Annotated in this window: 23 protein-coding genes; 16 read left to right on the top strand and 7 right to left on the bottom strand. The window is 64.2% G+C overall.

Annotation, left to right across the window (positions count from 1 at the left end; all coding sequences use genetic code 11):
• The 5 genes from ACFFGN_RS18360 to ACFFGN_RS18340 all read left to right on the top strand — a co-directional run.
• Positions 1–850, top strand: an 850-nt coding sequence (locus ACFFGN_RS18360) for a hypothetical protein (RefSeq protein ID WP_380049103.1), incomplete at its 5' end; no start/stop codon positions are given.
• A 280-nt stretch (positions 851–1,130) separates the two neighbouring features.
• Positions 1,131–1,430: a hypothetical protein gene (locus ACFFGN_RS18355; protein WP_380049101.1), complete on the top strand. Its 300-nt coding sequence runs from the start codon at positions 1,131–1,133 to the stop codon at positions 1,428–1,430.
• On the top strand, positions 1,400–1,660 hold the full coding sequence (locus ACFFGN_RS18350; RefSeq protein WP_380049099.1) for a hypothetical protein: 261 nt from the start codon (positions 1,400–1,402) through the stop codon (positions 1,658–1,660). The genes ACFFGN_RS18355 and ACFFGN_RS18350 overlap by 31 nt, the downstream gene beginning before the upstream one ends.
• Before the next feature lie 556 nt (positions 1,661–2,216).
• Positions 2,217–2,516, top strand: coding sequence for a hypothetical protein (locus tag ACFFGN_RS18345; protein ID WP_380049097.1), 300 nt, complete (start codon positions 2,217–2,219; stop codon positions 2,514–2,516).
• Between the two features lie 404 nt (positions 2,517–2,920).
• The gene (locus ACFFGN_RS18340; RefSeq protein WP_380049109.1) at positions 2,921–3,205 is read left to right on the top strand and encodes a transposase; all 285 of its coding nucleotides are present in this window, start codon (positions 2,921–2,923) and stop codon (positions 3,203–3,205) included.
• A gap of 198 nt (positions 3,206–3,403) precedes the next feature.
• Here ACFFGN_RS18340 and ACFFGN_RS18335 read toward each other — a convergent pair whose 3' ends face one another.
• A complete protein-coding gene (locus ACFFGN_RS18335) occupies positions 3,404–3,880 on the bottom strand; it encodes a hypothetical protein (RefSeq protein ID WP_380049095.1) in 477 nt (158 codons plus the stop codon).
• A gap of 619 nt (positions 3,881–4,499) precedes the next feature.
• On the opposite strand from ACFFGN_RS18335, the gene ACFFGN_RS18330 reads away from it, so the two are divergent.
• The 4 genes from ACFFGN_RS18330 to ACFFGN_RS18315 all read left to right on the top strand — a co-directional run bounded on the left by ACFFGN_RS18330 (position 4,500) and on the right by ACFFGN_RS18315 (position 9,182).
• On the top strand, positions 4,500–4,649 hold the full coding sequence (locus ACFFGN_RS18330) for an FG-GAP repeat domain-containing protein (protein WP_380049093.1): 150 nt from the start codon (positions 4,500–4,502) through the stop codon (positions 4,647–4,649).
• Positions 4,646–4,918 (top strand): hypothetical protein, encoded by a 273-nt coding sequence (locus ACFFGN_RS36100; RefSeq protein WP_512700332.1) that lies wholly within the window; start codon positions 4,646–4,648, stop codon positions 4,916–4,918. The genes ACFFGN_RS18330 and ACFFGN_RS36100 overlap by 4 nt, the downstream gene beginning before the upstream one ends.
• A gap of 26 nt (positions 4,919–4,944) precedes the next feature.
• Positions 4,945–5,667 carry a DUF8189 domain-containing protein gene (locus tag ACFFGN_RS18320; RefSeq protein ID WP_512700331.1) on the top strand — a complete coding sequence of 241 codons (723 nt, stop codon included), beginning with the start codon at positions 4,945–4,947 and terminating at the stop codon, positions 5,665–5,667.
• Between the two features lie 104 nt (positions 5,668–5,771).
• Positions 5,772–9,182 carry a S8 family serine peptidase gene (locus tag ACFFGN_RS18315; RefSeq protein ID WP_380049087.1) on the top strand — a complete coding sequence of 1,137 codons (3,411 nt, stop codon included), beginning with the start codon at positions 5,772–5,774 and terminating at the stop codon, positions 9,180–9,182.
• Positions 9,183–9,871: 689 nt separating this feature from the next.
• Here ACFFGN_RS18315 and ACFFGN_RS18310 read toward each other — a convergent pair.
• Together ACFFGN_RS18310 and ACFFGN_RS18305 are read right to left on the bottom strand one after the other, a co-directional pair.
• A complete protein-coding gene (locus tag ACFFGN_RS18310; RefSeq protein WP_380049085.1) occupies positions 9,872–10,639 on the bottom strand; it encodes a hypothetical protein in 768 nt (255 codons plus the stop codon).
• A gap of 32 nt (positions 10,640–10,671) precedes the next feature.
• On the bottom strand, positions 10,672–10,956 hold the full coding sequence (locus tag ACFFGN_RS18305) for a hypothetical protein (RefSeq protein WP_380049083.1): 285 nt from the start codon (positions 10,954–10,956) through the stop codon (positions 10,672–10,674).
• Between the two features lie 344 nt (positions 10,957–11,300).
• On the opposite strand from ACFFGN_RS18305, the gene ACFFGN_RS18300 reads away from it, so the two are divergent.
• The 4 genes from ACFFGN_RS18300 to ACFFGN_RS18285 all read left to right on the top strand — a co-directional run bounded on the left by ACFFGN_RS18300 (position 11,301) and on the right by ACFFGN_RS18285 (position 15,569).
• Positions 11,301–12,587 (top strand): cytochrome P450, encoded by a 1,287-nt coding sequence (locus ACFFGN_RS18300; RefSeq protein ID WP_380049081.1) that lies wholly within the window; start codon positions 11,301–11,303, stop codon positions 12,585–12,587.
• The gene (locus ACFFGN_RS18295) at positions 12,580–13,842 is read left to right on the top strand and encodes an FAD-dependent oxidoreductase (protein ID WP_380049079.1); all 1,263 of its coding nucleotides are present in this window, start codon (positions 12,580–12,582) and stop codon (positions 13,840–13,842) included. The genes ACFFGN_RS18300 and ACFFGN_RS18295 overlap by 8 nt, the downstream gene beginning before the upstream one ends.
• Positions 13,839–14,699 carry an HpcH/HpaI aldolase family protein gene (locus ACFFGN_RS18290; protein WP_380049077.1) on the top strand — a complete coding sequence of 287 codons (861 nt, stop codon included), beginning with the start codon at positions 13,839–13,841 and terminating at the stop codon, positions 14,697–14,699. Before ACFFGN_RS18295 ends, ACFFGN_RS18290 begins: the two co-directional genes overlap by 4 nt.
• Positions 14,700–14,912: 213 nt before the next feature.
• Entirely contained in the window at positions 14,913–15,569 is a 657-nt protein-coding gene (locus ACFFGN_RS18285) for a flavin reductase family protein (RefSeq protein WP_380049075.1), read from the top strand.
• Between the two features lie 66 nt (positions 15,570–15,635).
• Here the strand turns inward: ACFFGN_RS18285 and ACFFGN_RS18280 are convergent, their stop codons facing one another.
• Complete coding sequence (locus ACFFGN_RS18280) at positions 15,636–16,199, bottom strand: DUF4234 domain-containing protein (protein WP_380049073.1); 564 nt, start codon at positions 16,197–16,199, stop codon at positions 15,636–15,638.
• Positions 16,200–16,297: 98 nt separating this feature from the next.
• A complete protein-coding gene (locus ACFFGN_RS18275; RefSeq protein WP_380049071.1) occupies positions 16,298–17,341 on the bottom strand; it encodes a DoxX family protein in 1,044 nt (347 codons plus the stop codon).
• 409 nt (positions 17,342–17,750) lie between these two features.
• Between ACFFGN_RS18275 and ACFFGN_RS18270 the strand changes: the two genes are divergently transcribed.
• Both ACFFGN_RS18270 and ACFFGN_RS18265 read left to right on the top strand, forming a co-directional pair.
• Positions 17,751–19,724: an FAD-dependent monooxygenase gene (locus tag ACFFGN_RS18270; protein WP_380049069.1), complete on the top strand. Its 1,974-nt coding sequence runs from the start codon at positions 17,751–17,753 to the stop codon at positions 19,722–19,724.
• Positions 19,725–21,716 (top strand): AfsR/SARP family transcriptional regulator, encoded by a 1,992-nt coding sequence (locus ACFFGN_RS18265; protein ID WP_380049067.1) that lies wholly within the window; start codon positions 19,725–19,727, stop codon positions 21,714–21,716.
• On the opposite strand, the gene ACFFGN_RS18260 is transcribed toward ACFFGN_RS18265, so the two are convergent.
• On the bottom strand, positions 21,679–22,386 hold the full coding sequence (locus tag ACFFGN_RS18260; protein WP_380049065.1) for a hypothetical protein: 708 nt from the start codon (positions 22,384–22,386) through the stop codon (positions 21,679–21,681). The two genes, ACFFGN_RS18265 and ACFFGN_RS18260, sit on opposite strands and share 38 nt — an antisense overlap.
• Positions 22,387–22,608: 222 nt before the next feature.
• Positions 22,609–22,905, bottom strand: coding sequence for a hypothetical protein (locus ACFFGN_RS18255; protein WP_380049063.1), 297 nt, complete (start codon positions 22,903–22,905; stop codon positions 22,609–22,611).
• A gap of 414 nt (positions 22,906–23,319) precedes the next feature.
• On the opposite strand from ACFFGN_RS18255, the gene ACFFGN_RS18250 reads away from it, so the two are divergent.
• Complete coding sequence (locus ACFFGN_RS18250; protein WP_380049061.1) at positions 23,320–24,249, top strand: tocopherol cyclase family protein; 930 nt, start codon at positions 23,320–23,322, stop codon at positions 24,247–24,249.
• The last annotated feature ends 14 nt before the right edge of the window (positions 24,250–24,263 follow it).

Genomic DNA, 24,263 nt, shown 5'->3' with positions numbered 1-24,263 from the left:
CCTGTCCACCTACCTCTACACCGACGCCAACCCCATCAACCTCACCGACCCCGACGGCCGCAACCCCGACGCCTCGGGAGCGTCGGCCAAACGCACGCCTATCGCAGCTGGCGGCGGCAGTTCGCCGACCGCGGGCAAAATCACGGTCAAGGTGTACGTGCACGCAGACAATCGCGGTCGGTATTTCGATCCTGTTGATCAGGGGTTCTACTCAGTCAATACAAACGTGAATGGCAAGGTAGTAGCCACTACGGTGGACGGCGGCGTCGTCAGGTCGATGTCTCCCGATACCCCAGCTATTTTCGAAACCCAGGTTGATGTGCCAGATGTGGAAGCGGCGCAGCGGAGCCAGTCCGGCCAGATTGGCCGTACTACGGGCCGTTCCAACCCTGGGCATGTCGCGGAAATCCTTCATGCAGGAGGAGCGAAGCAGGTTCCCAGCACGGGTGGAGGGATGGTTGGCTACCTGAAGAAGCTGGATGACGCAAATTGGGCAGCTCAGTCTGCCCAGGTAAAGCAATCGATTGTTGCGTCTCGGTCGCAAGGCGGCACTCCTGGTGGTCGCACTCCACAAGGCGGTTTTGCTACTCCGGAGATGAAGTTATCCATAGCGTTTCTAGCCATTGCGATCTATGTGTCGTATGGGCCCGTGAAGGATGGGTTCGAGAATCCGTCGCCGAGATTTGGCCATGCGGAGGGGATATTGAACGCTGCGGGTGCGGTTATAGGCTCGCCGAGTATTGGCACTGCTGTGATTAGAGGCAGCGCCCCGCAACGGGCTCTCGCAAATGGTTCAAGCCCGTCGAGCATAGGAATGTGCGCCATGTTCCGTTGCTCTGGCCTGCGCTGAGGCCAAGTGTCCCCCCGGAGCGTCTGGAGGCGTCAGTCCCTCCAACAAATGAAGTCTCCAGGCACTCCGAGGGCTCATAGCCCCAGCTTCGCAGTTTGGGGGTTGTAACCGTGTCGGGTTGACCGGTCTGGTGGTGGGTCTGGATGGTTCCTGGCGGAGGTGGTGATGGCTCGACAGCCTGAGGTGTTCGTGCGCTCGTTGGAGCCCCGAGGAAGCACGGCGTCTGGTGAAGATCACTCGGAGCACCAGAGATCGGGTTCGGCTTCGCCGGGCTGGGATCGTGGCCGATACCGCGGAAGAAGTATCCGCCCCGCCGTTGAAGCTGGATCCGTTCAAGGCTGTGATCGACGCGATCCTGCTGGCCGATATGGACGCATCACGCAAGCAGCGACACACGGTGAAGCGGATCTTCGACAGGCTCGTCGACGAGCACGCGATGACGAAGGTGTCCTATCAAGTGGTCCGCAGCTACGTCGCCGCGCGGAAGCCGGAGGTGCGGGACAACGTGGACCGGTCGACGTCCTCATCGTTCAGTCGCATCTGCCCGGAATGGAGGCCGAGGTCGACTTCGGGGAGGTGATGATCCGGCTGCGCGGTGAGCTGGTGGAGTGTCTGTTCTGTCTGCGGATGTCTTACTCGGGTAAGGCCGTGCACCGCGCTTTCGCCTCCGGTGGTCAGGAGGCCTTCATTGAGGGCCAAGCCCACGCCTTCACGGTGCTGGGTGGCGTGCCGGCAGGCAAGGTGAAGTACGACAACCTGAAAGCCGCGGTCGCCCGGTGCTCGGGTTCACCGGGCACGCGTCGAGACTGACCGGCGGAACGGGGTCCGTTCCCACTGTGATCTGGAGGCCCTCCTACTGTCAGCCCGGGCTGACAGGCGCGCCCGAGAAGGGCGGCGTCGAGGGACAGATCGGCTGGTTTCGCCGCAATCATCTTATGCTGGTCCCCGAGGTCGACAGCCTGGCCGAGCTGAACCGACTCGTGGACAGCTGGGACGTTGATGACGATGCTCGCCCGATTGGGTCCAGACCGCGCACTATCGGGTGTACTTCGCGGTCGAGAAGCCGTTGCTGAAACCGCCGCCGTCGAGGACTTTCGAGACCGGGCGATGGTTCACGCCACGAGTCGAGTTAGTGGGCGCCGCTCTCGCTCGGGACCGGCACGTCCAGATCACCGTCAGGACGAATTGGTACTCGGTGCCGGTCCGCTTAATGAACCGAATCGTGCGGGTTCTGCTACAAGCCTCCGACCTGGTGTCTGTGATGGCAACACCGTCGTGGCCCGCCACGAGCGGCTACTCACCACGAGCGGCTCGCGCCTCGAGCTGGACCACTATCTAGAGGCCCCTGATCCGCAAACCCGGCGCCTTGTCCGGTGCGACCGCACTCGAGCAGGCCAGGGCGGCCGGGAAGTTCACCACCGTGTATGACGCCTGGTGGGTCGCGGCCTGCAAGGCCCACGGCGACACCGCCCGTGCCCGCGCACTGATCGAGGTGCTGCTGCACAACCACATGGGCCACGAGGGGGTCGTCGCCGACCTGACAATCGCCCGGCAGGCAGGCGCGCTCACCGCCGACGCGGTCGCCCTGGAAGCCCGCAAAGCCGCCGACACCGACCTGCCAGGCACACCTCGTACGACGCCGGCGAGGAGAACGACAGTACCGTGAACTCGCCGACTCCTCGCTGATTAGCGCCAGACACTGACAGCCCTGACCGAACCGCGCAGCAGCTGGCATGGGGACGAGACCGGCCGCCTCAACGATATCGCCACCCTGCCCGCCCAGCAGCCCCGACGAGGCCAGGATCCCCTCGATCCCGGCTCACCCATCGCCGACAAGGTGGCCACACGACACGACCAACTGAGGCACCACCTAGTGACGTCATCTTTCACCAACATCCGGACCCCGGACCAGCAGCCAAGCACCGTCCCAATTGACGAACGAACGACGTCGATCTTCACGGTCGAAACCACCGGGCTGCGTGGGAAGTATCGGCAAGCTGCCGGGGAAGGGTCCGGCGTCGCTGGTGACGTCCAGTTCCCGAATGGTGCGGCCGGTCTGTTCGATCTGAGCTGCAAGGTTGCGGCCGGTCGGGGGATCGTCACCGTCATGGCGCGAGATCCGTCGACATCCGTCAACTCGATCAGATCTCGGTCAGCAAAGGCCGGCACCGGGCGGCGGAGTTCAGGAACTTCCTGATCAAGACCAACCAGGAAGTTCCTGCTCATCTCCAGATCTACTTGATCGGCGACAACTACGGCACCCACAAGACTCGAGCGATCTGGGCCTGGATGGCCAAGCAGCCCGTTCCATCTGCACTTATCCCGACCGAATCATCGTGGATCAACCCCGATTGAGCGATCGGTTCGGCTTTTTCTGGTCCACTAGGTGATCCGCCGCCGAGCACACAAAAGCGTCCACGCACTCGAAGTTGATATCCGCACCTGAATCAAGAACTAGAACCATGACATCCGTCCCTTCATCTGGACCAAACAGCCGAAGAAATCCTCTACTCTCTGGTCAGCTTCTGTCGACGAATTTTCGGCGCACGGCAACTAGAAATAGCCGTACCGAACCGGAGTTTTGCGCTGAATGGTACCGCCACCGCCATCTCGCCAAGTCATACGGCAGTAGACCTCATCGCGGTGGTCGGCGGTATCTGTGTCCTCATCCCAGATCGTGCCGAGGTCGCCGCCCACCCGTCCGGTCAGGTAGATGCCCTTCTCATCGGCCGTGAGAGGCTGGAAACTGGAAATCGTGTGGGTTCGAGAGAACAAAAAATCGTCCGAGAAGAGGTCGTCACCGTAGCAATCTACCCGGATCGATCCTCCATTGTAGAGATAGCCCCAACCGCTGTCTGTAGGCAGAAAGGCAGTATAGGTTCCAAAAGCTTGATTGGGAGTAACGGGATGTGTTTGCATCGTGAGATTTACCGACATGTCCGTGATCGCCTCAGCGAGAGGAGTGGTGGCGCCGAGGATAACGGTGGCGGAAACTGCAACAGCTCCAACCACCCGGGCGAACCGGCTCACGGCTGACCCCTTGGTCCTTCTCAACACAATCCCCTTATCTGCACCTACGTGCACAGTTGATCCAAACTAGCGACATAGGCTATTTCCGGTGAATGATGCAGGTCTGAAGCGCGGCTGAGTCGAGCCGTCGATGAGATCGCGTTTCATCGCAGAGTCTCTTGGTTAACTGCCCTTGCCGTGGTTTTTAGTTTGGCCATGTTGGTGCGCATGGTTGGTCAGGCGATCGGAGCGAGGGCATCGCGTAGGTTGGCGGGAATGGGACTTCGGCGGTGACGCGGTACTGGCCGACGCGGATCTGGACGGTGCGGTAGCGGCGTGCGGTGCAGCAACTTCTTCATCGACCAGCCGGTGCGGTTCTCGATGAATCCTGTTGACGCCCTGCGCGCCGACACGATCGTGACCGCTCGCGCTCCTGCGAATACCGCGAGTAGCTGCCCGATTCCCCAAGGATTTCGTAGATGGAGTTTGGACACGCCGTGGCTAATCACCCTGATGGACGGCGGTGACGGCTGATGCGGTGCTGGGTGAGTCCGAGCGGCTGAAAGTTGATCCGGTTTGCGGGAGCAGGTCCCAAAGTGACGGCTTTCGATCTTGACCGGGCCGATGGAGCACGATTCCAGTGGCTTTCTCCAACGGCGACGGCAGCTTCACGGAAATCACCAGGTACGTATCGACACCGGTGGGCTGGGGTTGGATGCCCATGGCCGACTTCCTGGGTGGAGACTTCGACGGAGATGGCCGTTTCGACGTGATGGTCACGGACATTTGATCAACCCGGCGGTACTGCCGATCGCCTATTCCAAGGGCGATGGCAGCTTCCGGATGACCACGCACGAGACCCGCAGGTACCACCGGCCGGCTTCGCCGGGATCCTCGGTGGCGATGGCGCGAGACCACCTCGGCCGACTGAATCTGTTCGGCGTCCGGCGCAACGAGGATTTGATGGTCCGCCGTCAGACCGAGGCGAATGCGGAGACGTGGTCGGCCTGGGGTAAGTCGTCAATGACGGCGTCGGTGATCCACGACTGCGGACCGTAGCGGCCGAGACCGACGCTGCAGGGCAGATGCAGGTGTTCGGCCTGAACGTCCGCGGGCAGCTCTTCCACCGTCGGCAGACGGCGCCGGGTTCGGACAGCTGGTCCGGCTGGTCCCAGTTGCCAGTGCCGCATGAGCGGCTGGTGTCCATCGCGGTGGCGCGCGGTGGCGATGGGCGGCTGCTCGTCTATGGCGGGACCGATCAGGAGTTCCGCGATTCCTTCCGCTGGTGGCAATCAGCGCCAGGTTCTGCTATCTGGTCCAGCTACAGTGGGTTTGCAAACCCATCAGGCGGAGTTGGTTCGGTGGCTGCGGAGACGAACGGCGACGGCAGGATCGACCTCTTCGGTACCGGCGGTGATCACAACCAAACCTGGATCGGCTGGCAGACCGCGCCTGACGATGACACCTGGTCGCACTGGTCCTGGCTCAACGGCAGCGGCCCCGGCTTGAGTGCGGCGGCGGCTCGTAATCAGGATGGACGACTGGACCTGGTCGGTTCTAATGGCTACGGCCACTTCTGGATCAACTGGCAGACGGAGGCGGGACAGGCCTGGGCGAATTGGACCCGGCTGACCGATACGGGGACGGGGGTGGCCTCGGTGGCGGCGGACGCCAACGCCGACGGTCGGCTCCAGGTAGTCGCCGTCGATTGGAGCGGCAAGGTCTATCAGCGCAGGCAACACAATCCAGGCGGCGGTTGGAGCGGCTGGACCAGTGTGGACCTGACGACTGACGCGCTGCGACCCTGACCAGGGCGAGGTACCAGAGTTGGACCGGACGGCTGGGCGCGTCATTGGCGCCCAGCCGTCCTGCCGCTTGCTCAGACGCCTCCGGATTCAGGATCGTTTCAGGCGTGGTGCAGGTCGTGGCACCAGGCTACAGAGGGATTTCTGTCCGGTGTCACGAGATAGCGGGGAACGGGATGATGAAGGTCCGAGTTGTCGCGGCGATGCTTGTGGCAGGAATCGCAGGCACGATGGGTGTGCCGTCGGGTGTCGCCGCAACGGGCGCGATCTCATCCGGAGGGCGCACGGATGCGGGGGCGGCAACCACCGGCAGCGTGGCGACGGTCACGCTGGTCACGGGTGATCAGGTTGTTGTTCGCCGAAACCACGGCAGCGATCAGGTCTTGACGATTCGCCCGGCAAAGGGCCGCGAAGGGATGCAGTTCATCCGTCGCAAGGAGAACGGTGGGCTACAGATCATCCCGGTCGACGCGGCTGCTCTGGTCGCCACACAGCGCGTTGACAGGCGGCTGTTCAACGTGACGAAGCTGCTGACCCTCGGTTACGGCGATAGTTCCCGAACCGATATCCCACTCATCACCAAGTACCAGCCCGGTACTGAGCGCAACCAGGGGCGACTTACGCTGAGGTCGACGAAGTTGCTGCGCGAGCTGCACCCCGTCAGCGCGGACGTACGGAGCTTGCCAAAGGCAACGGCCGCCGAGTTCTGGAAGTCCGTAAAGGCTAGCCCGGCACATGGAGCGCTCGCGCCCGGGATCAGCAAGATCTGGCTTGACGGCAAGGTATCCGCAACCCTCGACCAAAGCGTCGCCCAGATCGGTGCACCTCTTGCCTGGCAGAGCGGACATCGCGGTCAAGGCGTCAAAGTCGCTGTTCTCGACAGCGGTGTTGACAGCAGCCATCCCGATCTGGCGGCGGCGGTCGTCGCCGAGAAAGACTTCACCGAAAGCCCGTCAGGTGCCGCAGATCGCGTTGGTCATGGGACGCACGTGGCGGGCATCATCACGGGAAGTGGCGGCGCCTTCAACGGCAAGTATCAGGGCGTCGCGCCGGACGCCGTACTGCTGAATGGCAAGGTGCTCGACGACAGCGGAACGGGGAGCGATTCGGGAATCATCGCCGGCATGGAGTGGGCAGTTGCCCAAGGTGCGGATGTCGTCAACCTGAGTTTGGCGTCCGACTTCTTCAGCGATGGCATCGGTCCGATGGACCTGGCCGTGAACGAGCTGACTGAGAAATCCGGGACCCTCTTCGTTGTGGCGGCTGGTAACAACGGTCCAGTCGAGGGGTCGATCACGAGTCCGGGCGCGGCCGACTCGGCGCTGACCGTCGGGGCGGTTGACGCTCAAGACGAGCTGGCGGACTTCTCCGGGCGCGGTCCGCGTGTTGGTGATCTGGCGCTCAAGCCCGACATCACCGCGCCGGGAGTGTCCATCGCGGCAGCGCTGGCCAAAGACTCGCTGATGGGCGAGAGTAGTCCGGTCGTCGACGGAGCCTATGTCCGTCTCAGCGGTACGTCGATGGCCGCGCCGCACGTGGCTGGTGCGGCCGCCATCCTGGCCGCACTTCGGCCGACCTGGAAGGCCGGAGAGCTGAAGGCCGCGTTGATGGGCAGCGCGACGCCGCACCGGGACCAGACGACGTACGAGCAGGGTGCCGGCCGTCTTCAGGTATCCCGCGCGGTGTTGCAGGAATCGTTCGCGTTACCGGCGAGCATCAGTAAAGGGATCACACGATGGCCACACCACGACGACGAGCGGTCCACCGACACGATCACCTACGTCAACAAGGGCACGACCCCGTTGGTGCTGACCTTGACCGTGGAGAGCCGGGGCCCAGACGGCAAGGTCGCACCGAGCGGCATGTTCGCGCTCAGCGCCGGCGAGGTCACGGTTCCGGCAGGCGGCTCAGCCTCGGTCACCCTGGTAACGGACACCTCGGTGGGCGCCATTGACGGCGTCTACACGGGACGGGTGAAGGCGACTGGCGGAACGGTCTCCATCCAGACACCATTCGGTGTGACGAGAGAGCCCGAGAGCTATGACCTGACGCTGGTCATGCTGGACCGGAACGGGCATCCCGCCGCCGACCACTTCGCACGACTCGTCGGTATCGAGCGGCCGCAGATCATCCACGGCTACGATCCATCAGGACGCGTCACCTTACGGGTGGCCAAGGGGGAGTACTACTTCGAAGGGCTTGTCGCTACTCCCGATCAAGACCCGGACTCCATCGATCCGACCCTGTCGGTGCTCGTAGAACCTGGGCTACAAGTGGATTCCGATGCCACTGTCGTGATCGACGCCCGGCGCGCCAAGTCAAGCGGCTTCAGTGTCGATCAGCCCGACGCGGCAGCGATTCAGCGCGAGTATGGATTCCGGCGTACGACGGATTATGGCGAGGCAGGGAGTGACTTCGTCAGCGGGCAGGAGGAGATCTTCGTGGCGCCCTCGCTTACGTCCGCCGATCCCTCGAGCTTCAGCTACCGAGTCGATGGGCACTACGCCAGGCCTGATGGCGCAGAGGGTTTCACCGAGAGTCCATACCTTTACCATCTGAGCCGGACCGATCGTGGTCGTGTTCCAGTCGGCCTGGTTCGCCACGTCCGGGATGCCGAACTCCACGCGGTGCATACGCAGATCGCGGCGACCTCGGCAGAGCAGATCGTGTCGAAGGACTTCATGGTGGAGCTGAGCGCGCCCGCGACATTCGTGGAGTACTACAGCCCAGCCGTGCCGTTCCTGTCATCCGCCTTCGTGCTTCCCGAGTGGGGCTCTGCCGAGCCCAGCATGGAAACCATCGCCCCCGTGGTGAACCACCCGCTTCCCGGTAAGAGCAAGAAGCGGTGGCATGTCGGGCCGTTCGCTCCTGCTCTCGCGCCTAATCCGCTCCTCGGTGTCCTTGCAGGGCGGGTGGGCAATTCCATTGAGGTGGTGCTGCCATTCTTCAGCGATCAGCAGCACAGCCACCTCGGCTTCATTCAGGAAGACTCGGCGGTGATGACGCTCCGCCGCGGCGGAAAGGTGATCGGTGAAACCTCGAACCGTAATGCGGTATTCGAGGTGCCGGCGAAGTCCGGGCGCTATCAGCTCGCTTTCCGGGCCACCCAATCCGTCTCGTCGGTGTCTACCTCCATAAGCACGGCCTGGAACTTCAAGTCCGGTGCGGTGCCGGACGATGGCATGGTTCCACTGCCCTTGATGACCATCCGTTTTTCACCGGACCTCGATGAGCACAACCGCGCGACCACCGGTCGTTTCCTCTTACCGCTGACTATCCAACGGCAGACCGGTATAGCGGACCGGGAGGTGCGCCGGCTGCGAGTTCAGGTCTCGTACGACGATGGCCGCACGTGGAGGCCGGTCACAGTTGTGCGCAGCGGTCTGCGGCGTGCTGTGCTGCTGGATCACCCGAACCGTGGTGAATTCGTATCGCTCCGCACCGAGGCGGCTGACGCGGACGGCAACACGGTCCACCAGACCCTCATCCGCGCCTACGCGCTCAAGGCACAGTCTTAGCCTGGATCCGTGGACGGACAATCGACCCTTCGGCCGGACGAAGCGTCGACCCGACCGCCGCGTTCTGCGGCGAATGTCGCGTCTGGCACTTCCGGCGAGCGGTCAGGCCAAGCGTGAGCGTCGCGAGAATTCCCTCAAGCACGAGTGGTCGGGGGCGCAGACGTGACGACTCGCAGAAAAGGGGGAAAGGGTCCACTGGGGGCGGGGTGCGCGTCGTGGTTCGCTGGGATGAAAAGTTATGTGCATGTCGGCGTGGCAGCTCCACAAGGCGGACCCGGAGGCCGTGCAGAGGCACTCCCGGATTACCGTCTTTGACGATCCGCACGGCGTGGCGCCTCTGCCTGCCGCGGACTCCTCGACATCCGCCACCAAAGCTCGAGCACACGACTGCCACCACCGCCGTTAACAGCCCAACTCCCATGATCGCGAACTACTGCTGGAGTGCTAGACAGCGCAGCCGACCGGCGTCGGCCACCGGCCTGGCCCGACGTGGGTGAAGTGCCTCTTGGCTGCGTGGGTGTCCGGGCCGGGCTGCCACGCAGGCACTACCCCGCGCTTGCCGACGGCCAGCGGACCCGCAGCGGCAGTAGCTGGCGGTTTACCAAGCCACGGAAAGACAGCTGAGCAGGATTTGGAGAGGGCATGGTTGAGCGGGCCATCGCAGTGCGATGGCCCGCTAGGGTGGAAAGTCAGGCAGTGCAGGTGCCGGTGCCGGCGGCATCGATCACGAAGGTGATCGTGTTCTCGAAGAGCACGGTGCCGCTCGCGTTGGTGACTCGACCATGCAGGCTGTGGCTGCCTACGGTCAGCTCGTGTGGTGCCAGGACCTTGCCCCATTGGCTGTACCAGGCCTTCTCGAAGCCGAACGGCTCGGGGTTGAGGAACCTGGCAACGGGAATTCGGGTCAGGGGCACATCGCTGCCGTCCAGCGTGAGCTGAACCTTCAGCCCGTTGATGATGGTGGTCGCTGCCGCTTCCGTGTACGACTTGCCGCCGCCCTCGATATCGGCCAGCAGGATCGTGTGCCAATCAAGCTGGCAATAGTGACGTCCGTTGAAGGGCGTGAAGGGTCTGATCTGGACCTTGGGTGCCTGCGGACTGTCTGCTGGTGCGGCCACAACCGTAGTGCCGCGCAAGAGCGCAGCCCAGCCTCCGCTGCCGAAAGCGGACAGGACGGCCTCGGCATCGCCTTGAGTGGCATTTGTGCGCTGCAAATCGTTCGAGTCCGCCCGGCTGGTACCAGCGAAGGCCAGCAGAACCATAAGTGCGCTCACGACTGTGGCGGCGGCTTTGAGTAGGACGCTCGTCTTGGTGAAGCCTTTCGGCCGCGTGGGATGGAGTTGCCGCACGACACCCTCGTCCTGGACAGCGTCATCGACGCTGTGTGCCCCGGTGACGGCGCGGCCTGGTGGGGAACTTCGCATGATTGTTGCCTTTCTAATGACGTTGGCGTGCATGCGGTGGGCAACCATGGACGCCGCGATCGGCGTCAGAGGTCGCCGCGAGCGCCTGGATGCTGGACGACGTGCACCGAGACTCGCGAACCGATGACCAGCTGGTGACGGATACCGTGGACATCGATGTGGGATGGGTAGATCCTGCCGTCGATAGCAGCCCGCCAGGCTCGCGCTTCGTAGTGCGCGCCGTCGACCTCCACGGCCACGTGGCCGTCGATCTCCTTCACTCGATGCCGCATCAGGGCAAGGTCGGTACGACGAGCTATCAATGCCTTCACCCAGGCATAGTCCGCGACCATCTGCTCCGTGTCGCTCATGATCGATCCACCTCACGGCTCTTCAGCCAAGGCCGCCGAGCTCAGTTCTGAAGGCTCGTGACGATTCCTCGACAAAACCATCGTGCGACGTCAGGCTGACCTGGATCTGGAGGCGATCTGATCCCGCGATCGAAGCACGACGCCTCTCGCGATCCGTCGACCGTTGTCGGACCAACCCTGCTTCTCGCCCTGACACCTCAGAGCCACGTCAGGGCGGGTTCAGTCGGCACCGAAAGGCTGGGCCGTCGATCGAGCCGTTGAGCCTGCAGAGGCGGCGTTCAACAGGCTCTGGGAAGCAAGACTCCGGCCTACCGTGCCGGGATGGGAGGCAACGCGACGTGCCGATGGCGCCGAGGGAACTGACCGGGGGATCGTTCGTCTTCGATCCCGACGATCCGGACTTCGACCGGGACCCCAATCCCACCTACGACCACCTTCGGGCCGAGGCTCCTGTCTATTGGTGGCCCAAGGCCCATGGCTGGGTAGTCAGCCGGTACGACGACGTGGTGACCCTGCTGACCGACAGCCGGTTCAGCGCCGAGTTGCGCCATTACCCGGGTGTTCCGGAAGGCTTGCCCGACAGCCAGCTGACCTTGCATCAGCGCCTTGCCAAGCACGGGCTGTTCTGGATGGTGGACGTCGACCATGCCCGGGTTCGCAGGGTTTCCGGTCCGTTGTTCTCGCCTCGGGTGGCCGAACGATTCAGGCCGTCGCTACGCCGTCTGGCCGATGACGTCCTGGATGGCATCGAGGTGACCTCGACGCTTGACGTCGCCGCGCAGGTGGCCGCTAAGTATCCCCTCGAAGCCATCATCCATGTGCTGGGCATTCCCCGGTCGCGGCATGCCGAGTTCCGGCTCTTCGGTAGTGCGGTCATCGACTCGTTCTATCCGAGCATCAGCAGCGACGCATTGCAGGTGAACCTGAGCTATCTGCCGGATGGCGTGGCGATGGTCGAGGAACTTCTGACCGAACGCGAAGGCCGGTCGGGGCGGGATTTTCTCAGCCAGTTGGTCAACGCGGAGCGTCACGGCGAACGACTGACCAGGGCCGAACTGCTGAGCATGGTGGCTCTGATGATCTCGGCGGGATCGGAACCACCGCGCCATCTCATCAACTTCACCCTGCTCAATCTGTTGCGACGCCCGGGTCAGCTCGCGGAGGTACGGCGTGATCCGGCCCTGGTGAAGGCGGCGATCGAGGAGTCGTACCGGTTCGACGGATTCGGCAAGCTGAACTTGCCGAGGTTCCCGCTGGAGGACGTTCGGCTCGGCGGGGTCGACATCGCCAAGGGCGACCAGGTCTTCGGGATCTTCGCCAGCGCGCTGCGGGATGCTCGCGTCTTCCCCCAGGCTGACCGTTTCGATTTGCGGCGCGATCTGAGCAAGAACCTGATGTACGGCGACGGGCCCCATGTCTGCCTGGGCAGGTGGATCGCTCAGGTGATGGTCGAGGTGATGGTGCAGGCGCTGCTCGAGCGCTTCCCCACCCTGGAACTCGCCGGCGAGCCCCAATACGTACGGGACACGTTCTTCCGCAAGATGGTCTCGCTGCCGACGAAAGCGGACGGAGTATCGCAGTCTGACCAGCGGCACCCTGCCCCGCAAGGCGAAAGCCGCGAGCATGCGTAAGGCCGTCGTCATTGGTGCTGGTCCCGTCGGTTGCCTCGCGGCGCAGACGCTTGCCGACCTCGGGTACGCCGTGGAGGTCTACGAAAAGCGGCCTGAGTACGGCGGCAGGCCCGCGGCGAGCGTTGGTCGTACCATCAACCTCTCTGTCTCCCCACGAGGGCTGCGAGCTCTTGCCGCTGTGGGCGCCGACAAGGAGGTCGTCGACTCGGCGGTCGCCATGGATCGCCGTGTCGTCCACCAACTCCAGGCGTCCGTCGAAACCCGGTATGGCGATCCGTCCTGGTGCAACTACTCCGTCGGACGTAACGACCTGAACAAGACCCTCTACCGGCAAGCGCGGTACCACCCCGGCATCCGGTTCGAGTTCGGCGCCAGCTGTCACGCCATCGACTTCGAACGCCGCAGGGTGGTGCTCGACCGATCGGATGGTCGTCGGCTGACCGCCGGATACGACCTCCTCATCGGGGCGGATGGCACCCACTCGTCGGTCCGGTCGGCGATGGCTCAAACCGGCCTGACCACGGTCTGGAGAACACCGACCGGTTCGGGCTACACGGAACTCACTCTCCGACCCGCTGACACTCTTGAACTTCAGCGATCAGCGATTCACGTTTGGCCGCGTGGTGGCTTCTTTCTCGTCGGTCTTCCGAATCAGGACGAGACTTTCCGCTGTACGCTCGTGCTGCCCGATGTGGGTGAGCCGACCTTCACCGAGCTTGCCGATCCGGTGCGCAGGCACGCTGTGATGGCGGAGAACTTCCCCGACGTGTACGCCGGCCTCGGTGACCTCGACCGGGCCATCGAAGGCCGTCGGCCCGCCAAGATCTGGACGGTTCGTGCCGATCGGCTGGTGTACAGGTCGTCGGTCGCGCTGGTCGGCGACGCCGCGCACACAATCGCACCGTTTCTTGGACAGGGCATCAACCTGGGCTTCGAGGACTGCCTTATGTTGGGGCGGGCACTGGCTGCGGCCCCAGACGATCCCAAGACGGCCTTGTTCGAGTATGCAGCGGATCGCGTGGTCAACGGCGATGCCGCCGCCCAGCTGTCGATGCTCAACTTCGACAGCCTGGCCGGTGCGAGCGCGGCGTCCTCGAACCGTCGAACGGTTCGGGATCGTGTCGTGCCGATCGACTCGTTCATGGTCACCGCCGTGAACTTCTCCCAGCTGACTTACGGCGAGGTGCTGAATCAGCTTGACGCCCACCCGGTGGAGACGCCGCTGGAGCTCATCAACATTAGGAGTGGAACATGACCCGGCTTCGGCCAAACCAGACCTTGCGGCTGCTGCGCGATGGCGCGCCCGCCGTAGGCACGTGGCTTCAGTTACACAGTATTCATGCCACCCGATTACTGGCCGCGCAGGGTTGTTTCGACTGGATGCTGGTGGATTTCGAGCACACGCCGGTGGGGCATGACACGGCCGCCCATATATTCTCGACCATCTCCGACCTCACCCAGGGCCGGATCACGCCACTTGCGAGGGTCGCCACCGGGTCGATCGATCACATCAAGCAGGCGCTGGATGCCGGTAGCCAGGGTGTGATCGTTCCGATGATCGAGACCGCCGCCGACGCCGAGGCGGCCGTGCGCTATGCCCGCTTCCCACCCTTGGGCGAGCGAGGCGCCGGCGGACTGGCACCACACCTCGGCTTTGGTGTGAGCCGACCGGAGTACATCGCCTCGGTGAACGGCGAAATCCTTGTCGGCGTACAGATCGAGACGATCGCCGGATTCGAAAACGTCGAGAAGATCCTCGAGGTACCAGGTATCGACCTGGTCCTCATCGGGCCGAATGACCTGCACGTTTCGCTCGGCCTGCCGGCGAAGTTCTGGAGCGATGAGCCGGAGTTCCGCTCCGCCGTCGACCGGGTGGTGGCGGCCTGCCGCGAGGCTGCCGTCCCGGTCGGCATGGTCTGCCGGGACGCGGCCGCGGCCAAGGACCGGATCGAGGACGGATTCACCTTCCTCGGACTCGGCAGTGACGCGCATTTCATGCTGACGCTTGCCGGTCAGCAGTTCGGCGAGCTGTACGACCTCGAAGAGCCGGCAGAGACGTGGTGCAACCTGGTTCGCCTCACCACGGACGCCACCAACGATCCAGCCAGGTGAGCTGCAAATTCAGTGTGGCTCCAGTGCGGGAGCCGACGATGGAAGGGGGTGCGGCAGCTGGCTGTGAGGCGCTGGCCTGCCGCACCCCTTCCACGTCCGGACCGTGCGAACCGGACCGGAGCGAGCGGCCAAGTAGTGCGGAGTCTCACACAATCGGTACGCAGCCCGTTCCAGTGCTGAACCAGCAAGGTCAGCGAGCCGAAAGGTGTGTCAGTGAAGCGAGTCATCGAACCCAAGGTTCTGTACTTCGGGACCCCCGTGATCCTCGTCAGTTCACTGAACGGCGACGGATCGACAAACCTTGCCCCGATGTCGTCGGCATGGTGGCTGGGCGATAGTGCGATGCTCGGGCTCAGCGCCAATTCGCAGACGGTCAGAAATCTGGAGAGGCACCCTGACTGTGTGCTCAACCTGACAGACAAGAGTCTGGTAGCGGCCGTCGACCGGATCGCGCTGCTGACCGGGCGGCGCGATGTGCCGGCCTACAAGGAGGAGCGGGGCTACCGCTACGAAGCGGACAAGTTCGCTGCGGCCGGTCTCACCTCGATTCCCTGCGATCTTGTGACCCCTCAAGCCGTTGCTGAGAGCCCTATTCATCTCGAGGGAAGGGTCCGGGCAATTCACCAGATCGATGCAGCCGACTCGATGCTGCGGGCCTTAGAGGTCACGATCCTTCGTACCCACGTCGATCCGGAACTGGTAATGGCACACAAGGAGCACTACATCGACCCGCTTCGGTGGGACCCCTTGATCATGAAGTTCACCGAGTACTTCGCCGGCGGCACGGTGGCACAACCTTCATCACTGGCCCGCGGCTGGGGAATGCCGCCGTTGCCGCCAGAGGCGCTGCAGGGCGAACGCGCGTCCTGATCACCCGCATCGCACCATGTCGCCGCCAGTGACAGTCGGCATGCGGCGACGGCTATTGGCATTCCCTTAGCGTGCGCCGAGGGAATGCCAGTAGGCATTTAGGGCGTTGTTGGTCTTGACGAACCAGACGATCGGACCGACCCCGATCAGGCTGCCGAGCAGGTACCACAGGCCGGTGACGCCGCTGACCGGAGGACGCTCCCCCCGCCGTTGATAAAGCTGTCCGACTTCCCCGGCCACCACGAAGGGGCTCACCACTCCGAAGAGCATTGCCAGCAGGAGACCGATGCCTCCACCGACGCCCTGATTCGAATGCCGCTTCATCTCCTCGTGCACTTGAAACGTCCAGACGAACAAGTAGATGCCGAACGTGACAAGGATCAGGAAGAGCGATCGCTTGGTGCCGCGCGGTCGACCGACGAATTGCCGACCGTACGGCTGGTACATCATCGGGGCCTGCTGACCAGGGAATTGCCGATAGGCGGACTGGTGCGGTATTGGCTGCTGGTCGGGGATCGGCGGCGAGATCGGTGCCGTGGGCAACTGTCCAGGCAAGGCGGCAGGACGTGTGCCCTTCTGGATATGTTGCGGTATTGGCGGATGGGAGTCAGGTCCCTTGGCTGTCGTCATCGGAGTCTCCGTTTGTAGTCGCTGTGGTGCGGAATAGGCGAGGCCGGGCCCGTCGGAAGGGGGTCCGACGAGCCCGGCGACCGGGTACCGGTGGTCGATCAGGAGCGACCGGCCGGCTGGCGTTCTTTCCCCTCGTCGGGCTCGCTGGCAGATTTGCCGCCAAGTCGGGAGGTGAGGTAGATCAATGCGAGCGGTGCCGCGTAGGAGCTGGCTCGTTCGAGGACTTCGAAACCGGCGCCATAGGCGCCCATCGTGACGTAGAGCATCTCCGTCGCCAGCTTCCAAACAAGGACACCGGCGAGGATCGCCTTGTGCGGGTAGGAGAGAACGAGCAGACCGAGCACGATCTCGAACGAACCGATCGCGGTGTTGAGTGTCGCCGGGTCATCCACCAGGTTGTTCAGGCCGATCGATGCGTATCCCTTGAGCAACAAGCCCTTGTGGGCGATGAGGCCGAGGGCGCCGTGCCCGATCAGATAGAGCCCGATGACGACCCGGAGCAGCATGGCGAACTTCTTCTTCTGGGCCGTGGTGATCACCGGTACCTCACGGACGACCGTGAGCCAGTGCCGCAGGCTGCGGCGCTCGGTGGCGGTGCCAATGCCGTACACGAGCAGAAGCAGGAGCGGGACGCCATAGTTGTAAGACCGTTCGACGACCTCCCAGATGCTCTCGCCGGCGAGCGGCCGCAGGGTAGCGGTGAAGAGTCCCCAGAAGGCCATCCAGGCGACGGGCAGGCGCATCGGCCAGGCAAGGACGAGAAGACCGAGGATGATATCGACGCCACCAGTGATGGGCATGAGAACCCACGCAGCCGACTCCGGGATACCGAGAGCCGCGTAGTACGCGACCCAGCCTTCCTTGCCGAAGATGCCGAAGGCGCCGTGGCCGATGAATTCCGCGGCGACCGCGACCCGCAGAATCAGCTCCAAACCGCCCTCTCGGCCGCGGCCTGGAAGCAGCGTTCGGGTGCGGGTGTTCTGACCGGTTTCCATGATGTCTCCGATGTGTTCGAGAGCATGATTGGCCAGGCCGTTCGAGGGCTGCGCGGTCTTCGACGCGCGCGATTGCTCCGTACCCGAGTTGGGAGCGGTTACCGTCCGCAGGCCCGTGCTCACTTTTTCCAATGGCCGATTCGACACCTGAGAATTGAAAGCGGGCTGAAACCCTGCTGACGTGCTTGGTGACGACTTGGCGCTTTTCCTTGTGATTGCGCGCGTTCAGCGCGGATTCAGGTCGGTGTCAAGGGCTGGTGACATGGTGAGAATGAAGTTGCTTCGGTAGAGACCTTCCGGCGATCGGCCCGGTCTCTGCCGCGCCGCGCGGACGGCCCCCCTCCCGTCCGCGCACGGCGGCTCGGGGTCCCCACACCACGCTCCGAGCCGCCGTCCCGCGGCACCGCCGCGATCAGGTTGAGGGCCTTGAAGGTGACTTCCCCGCAGCCGTTGGGTTCCACCAGATTTGCACGGATTCTCCACACGATCGGTGGAGGTGGAGGTGGAGGTGGGGTGCGGACAGCGGTGAGGACCGGGCGAGGGAAATGGTGGCGATTTGACGATCGGCGAGCAGTACGACGCGGTGGTGGTAGGCGCCCGGTGCGCTGGCTCCGTGCTCGCCGCCCGACTAGCGGCGGGCGGCGGGCGGATTCTGCTCATCGATCGTGACCGGTTCCCGAGCGACACGGTCTCGACGCATGTGATGTTCCCCAACACGCTCGACCGGCTTGACCGGCTTGGCGTGATGGATCGCCTGCGTGCGGCACACGACCTCAGCTTCACCGGCTTCAGTTGGCGCGTCCTCGGCCATGAGGTGGCGGGTGACTTCACGCCGATCGGGGGGTACGACCGCGCGTGTTCGGTTCGTCGGGTCGTCCTCGACGCGGCCCTCGCGACGACGGCGGTCGAGGCCGGCGCGGAGCTGCGCACCGAGACCACGGTGACCCAGCTGATTGGTGCCGGCACCGCCGACGATCCGGTCCGGGGTGTGGTGCTGAACACTGGCGAGCGGGTCGGGGCACGCTGGGTCTTCGGCGCCGACGGCCGGTTGTCGACGGTCGCGCGGCGCCTCGGGGTGGCGATGGCTCGCCGGCGGAAGGGGGAGATGGCGTTCTTGCTGGCCTACTGGCGAGGCCTACCCTCCTCGGAATGGTGTCATATCGACCTGCACGAGCAGTCGGCGCTGATGTCGGTGCCGTGCGAGGACGGCATCCATTTGCTCTCGCTGGCCGCTGGTCCGGATGTGACCCGCGGCACGGCGGCGGATCGCGAGCGGCGTTACCGGGAAGGGATCCGGCGGTTTCCCGCCGTTCTCAACCCCAGATTGCTCGACTTGGCCGAACGGGTTTCCGGCCTGATCGCAGTGCCGGAAACGATGCTGCGTGGGCACTATCGTAAAGCGGCCGGAGCCGGCTGGGCGTTGCTCGGCGATGCCGGTCACTTCAAGCACCCGGCGACGGCGCAAGGTATCGGCGACGCTGTCGAGCAGGCACTGTACATCGCGGACCATGTGACCTCGGATGACGATCTGACGGGCTACAACGACTGGCGCGATGCTCAGACCGGCGAACAGTACGAGTGGTCGTTCGGCTTGGCGCGATTCAATTCGCCGCGGGCCGCGGCGGTGTACGCCGGTCTGGCCGCCGACGAGGTGGCGGGGCAGGATTTCAGGGATGTCTTCACCAAGAGCCGACGCCCCTCGCAGATCAGTACTCCACAGCGCCTTAGCCGTTGGAATCTGGCCTGGGCCTATCAGGATGGTTTGTGCCGGCTCCGCAGCTTAATGGAGGACGACGGGGCGGAGGCATTCCTGAAGGTTCCCGCCTGCCCTGACTGGACCGTCGGCGACCTCCTGGCACACCTGGTGGGAATGGCCGAGGACGTGATGGCCAACGGCGCTGCAGAGGACGCCGCGCTGGCGGGCTTCGCGGTCGGCGCTTGGCGTAGCCCGGCGCTGGCCCGGCAGCGGGATCGCTGGACCGCCGAGCAGGTGGCCCGGCGAGCGGGCTGGGACCTGGCCCCGCTTCTTCGGGACCTGGACGAACGCACCAGCCGATTGCTGTCGATGCTGCGGCGCGGCGTCGGTCTGCCGTTCGAAGGGCCGGAATGGTTGCCGGTGGCACCGGTAGCCGATCTTGCCGTCCATCTGGAAGATCTACGGGAAGTACTCGGCGTGGAGGGTGCGGGGGACGAGGGCGCAGTGACAAGACTCGGATTCGCGATCTACCGGAACTGGCTGAGCACGCGGATCGTGGAGTGCGGGCTGCCGCCGCTCCAGCTTTCCGACGGTGCTGACGAGTGGCTGCTGGGCGCCGACGGCATGCCGGCCGCGGCAGTGGTCGCCGACCGGAACGACCTGTTCCGCATGATCACGGGCCGGCGTACGGCTGCTCAAATCCGTGGATTCCAGTGGCAAGGTGATCCCTCGCGCTACTTGTCCGTGATCTCGCCTTATGGATTGCGATCGGCCGGGGAATCACAGCGGACTGTGCCTGCGATGGCGACCGGCGAAGGACAAGGAGTGGTCTGAATGACGCTGCACAACGGGGGACGTGGCCGGCAGGTGGTGGACGGAGAGTCCGGACCGAACCTGACGGCGCTGAACCGCCAGTGGGGTGGCAAAGCGAGCATCGATGCGCCGGTGAGGACTGTCAGGATTCGTCTGCTCGGCACGGTCGACCTGCTGGTGGACGGGGTCCATGCCGAGATCTCTGGTTTCCGGCGCAAGGCGGTGCTGGCCGCGTTGGCGATCAACAGCGGCAAGGTGGTCAGCAGCGACCTACTGATCGATGTCGTCTGGGCCGGTAACTCTCCAGCCACTGTCAACAACACGCTGCAGAGTCATGTCTCGTACCTGCGTCGGCTGCTACGGATTCCGGGCGGCATCGTTTCGGCGGTACCGGGCTATCGCCTGGATTTGGGCGAGGACAGCACGGACGTACAGGTGGCCGAGCGCCTACTGGCTGAGGCCGACGCCACGGCTGACCCGGCGATCGCCGGGGAGCGGCTGCGGGCGGCGCTGGAGCTCTGGCGATCCCGCCCACTCGCTGACGTCCGTGGGCATCCTTGGTTCGAGCAGCACGCAGATCGATTCGAGCGTACCCGCCAGGTCGCGCTGAAGTCCCTCACCAATGCAAGGCTGGTGCTCGGTGAGCACGCAGAGCTGATTCCGCTGCTGGAGGATCTCACCGACGAGCATCCCTATGACGAAGAGCTCAGCGGACAACTAATGCTTGCGCTGTACCGAGCGGGGCGGCAGGCGGACGCATTGACCGTGTTCCGGAGAGTGCGTACGCGTCTCGGCGAGGAGCTTGGCATTGATCCGGCGCGGTCACTGCGTGATCTGGAGGCAGCTATCCTGCGGCAGGATCCGGCACTGGATTCGACTGCGTCACCCGGCCGGATTTCGCTGTCCGACGCGCGGATCGAGCGGGCGCGGCTTCCCTCGGTCGCCTCAGTGGTGGTCGGACGCTCCGAGGAGCTCGGCTTCATCAATGCAGTACGCGACAGTGCCGGTGCGGAGGCCACAACGTCCGCGGTGGCGATCACCGGCATGGCAGGCGTCGGCAAGTCGACCTTGGCACTGCGTTGGGCTCATGATGCCTCGGCAGGCTTTCCAGATGGTCAACTTTACCTCGACCTTCAGGGCTTCAGCAGTGTGACGATGCCGCTCGGTTCGGAGGAAGCGCTGAGGAAGCTTGTCAGCGCGCTGGGAACAGCGCCGGATCTGCAGCCGGCAGACCCAAGCGCTCTTGACAATCTCTACCGGACACTGCTCGCGGGCCGTCGCGTGCTGATCGTTCTCGACAATGCCGGGAGTGCTGAGCAGGTCCGGCCCTTACTGCCGAGCTCACCGGGATGTATGGCCGTCATCACCAGCAGAGTGGACTTAAGCCCGTTGGCGGTCACCAACAGTGCCCATCAATTGCGCTTGAAGCCGTTAAGCGCGATGCACGGCCGTGAATTGTTCCGCAGTCGGCTGGGCATGAACCTGGCGGCCGATGGTGGTGCTGACCTCCAGGAAGACATCCTGCGCCTGTGTGCCGGTCTGCCGCTCGCACTGGCGATCGCGGCCAGCCGGTGGCCGAACCTGCCCTTCGGCTGGTTCGGCAAGCCGTGCCTACTCTCAGGAGCGGATGTGCTCGACGCGCTAAGCGGGGGCGACGTGACGACCGATCTGCGAGCTGTCTTCTCGGCGTCCTACAAGGCGCTGAGTGAGTCGGCCGCCGCACTCTTCCGGCAATTGGCCACAGGCCATCAGAACGGCTCGGTGGTCTTCGCGGATCCTTCCCGGAAGACCGAGTTCGGTGAGCTCGTCCGGGCGAATCTGATCGAGGTCGACGAGCGCGGCTGGCTGACGATTCATCCTTTGCTCCGCCGCTACGGTGAGGAGATGGCTGCCGAGGCGGAGAAACGCGCCGAAGGTAGCCGCGCCGGCGAGCGCGGCTACCTGGATGGCTGTCAGCTGCCGGAATGGACTTGGCTCACGGGCCAGGAACGACGTTCAGACAATTCGAGTTGAGGAGCACATCCGTGCTGTCCACCACCACCGTGTCGAGTCGAGGCTCGCCAGTGCCGTTGCCGCAGGACACCTTGTCCCGGACTCCCGGATCGTTGAACACGTAGATGTAATCCACCCCGCCATCGGCATAGATCGTCTTTGTCCCGGTACCACCGTAGAAGGTGTCATTGCCGTTTCCGAGAGAGATGATCGTCGAGTTGCCACCGGCTGTTCCCACCTCGCGGGAGTGCGGAATCCGGACTGTGTCGTTGCCACTTCCCACATCCACGTGGGCAGCCAACGTGGGAATGTCCATTGTGATGTCGTTGTCCGCAGCCGAGGCGTTGGTGACGCTCACCTGGGCAACCGGGTAGCCGTTGAAGGTCGTCGGGCAGACGGCTGTGTCGACCGCGGTCTGCTGGCACGGCGCGGAGATGACCAGACCGCCCGCGGCCGCGCTGGTCAGCTTGACCGTGACACTGCTCGAATCGGCTGCCTCAGTAGCCGTCACCGTGATCGGATCCGCGGGGTTGCCTACGAAACGCACCCCGCCGATCTTGATGAAGCTTGCCCCGATGAAAGGGATCGAGCTCATTTGCACGTAGTCGCTGTTCACTCCGGCCGCCTGCGCGGTGACGGGCGGCATCAGTGCGGCACTGACGACGATCAGCGCCGCTGCGGCCGCGGCCATCAGGCGGGATCGAACTCGCGTTCTAAGGGTCAAAATCAAAGCCTTTCTTCATGCGACCTCCACGCCCTGAAGCAACGCTGCTGTTCCAGCCGATAAGGCTTCAGTCGCTGGGCACAGAGAATCGTGGACCGGGTGACACCGTGGGCGAGAATGGTCAGCCGAGGTGCTGACGGCTCGCTGAATTCGAGCTGACTCGCAATGAGCTGGGGTGTACGACGGTCTTCAATTGATCCGTGCTTGGACCGTGAGGGTTCGCTGGATGCTTTGCCCGCCGCCAGTGGCGGTCAGCAGGTACCGGTGCACTTGGCTGGAGCCGGGAGTTCCGGCACAGCCGAAGGGCAATTCAGCGGAATGTGTGCTCGGATAGCTTTCGTAGACGCCGGGGCCATCGATCGAGATCGTCACCTTGTCGGTATCGACGGTCTGCCATTCCAGTACCACGGGGCTGCCCGGCGTTGACGCGTTCGGTCCGCTGCTGGGACAACTCGGGCGGGTCTTGATGATGAAGGTGTTGATCACCGGCCGGTTGAGGCTGGGCGATGGCGACCCGGCTCCCTTGCTTGTGGGGCTGCTCTTCGGGCTTGTCGGGCTGCCCTTCGTGGGCCGTGCCCGCGATGGCGTCGGGACACCGGTCACTGTGCCGGTGGGCTTGTGAGTGGGCGACTGCTCGACTGGCCTCTCACTCAGAACCGGCGGCGACGCCTCGCCACCAGTGCTCGAATCGGCGCAGCCGGTGGCCAGGACAGCCATGGCGATGACACCCGGAATGACAGACCGACGGAGCATGTGGATTCCTTCCCAGCCAGCTGTGGACAACCTTGACAGCATCTCGCTTCAGCCTGATGCCGGGCTGGAGTTTCACTTCAGCGATCCTTCAGTTACGCATCAGTTTTCGCTGGACCCTGATCGTGCTGACCGACCGAAGGGGTAGGCATGGCACCGGACTTCATGCGGGTGAGATCTACTGGCCGTCGCGGACGGGCAGAGATCTGGTATACGACCATCACGGACCCGATCACCGGTGCGGGGGTCTGGCTCCATCACGAGTTGATCGCTCCGCTTGACGGGGCGGCACCGTTCACACAAGGCCACGTCGCGGTGTTCCTGCCGGGCGAAGATGTCGTCTTCGAGCGCTTCGGCCCGGAACCCTGGACCGGAGCGCCCGCCTTCGCCAGTGGCCCGGTCTCTTTCGATCGGGAACGCGCCGCCGGATCCGCTGGCGGTATCAAGTGGGATCTGACCTGCGCGACCGCAGGCCCGCCGCTGTTCACCTTCCCAGTTTGGGCCTGGCGCACACCCGTACTGCCCGCTGCACACATGGTTCCCGTTCCGGCCGGCAGCTACACAGGTGTCGTGCAGGTCGGCACCTATCAGCTGACGTTGCGTGACGCACCTGGAGCCACTGGGCGGATCTACGGACACGGCATGGCTCAGCGGTGGGCCTGGTTACACGCGGATCTTGGTGGCGGTGACGTGCTGGAAGTGGTGGCTGCGATCGCTCGCCGGCCGCCGCTGAATAAGCTGCCTGCGCTGGCTTTCGTGCGGATGAGGCTCGACGGCACCGAGTGGCCGAAGGGCGACCAGCTGCTGGCCACCAGGCTCTTCCGTACGGAGCTGTCCTTGCCGGTTTGGCGGGTCGTCGGCGGGACCTCGCAGCGTCGGCTCGACGTACAGGTGACACTGCCGCCGGAACGGGTGGTCGCGGCGCCGTTCACCGATCCCGACGGAAGCCAGGGGACGTGTCACAACAGCGAACGCGCTGACGCGGAGGTACGGCTCGAACGGCGGCTGAACCGGTGCTGGTCGGTCGAGCGGCAATGGGCCCTGCAGGGGACCGCTCATGCGGAGGTGGGGGTCAGGTAACACCATCCATCGGT

The organism is Kribbella deserti, assembly GCF_042434725.1.
GTDB lineage: Bacteria > Actinomycetota > Actinomycetes > Propionibacteriales > Kribbellaceae > Kribbella > Kribbella deserti.
Note: the sequence above shows the minus strand (reverse complement) of the source record. Positions and strands in the feature narration are given on the sequence as shown.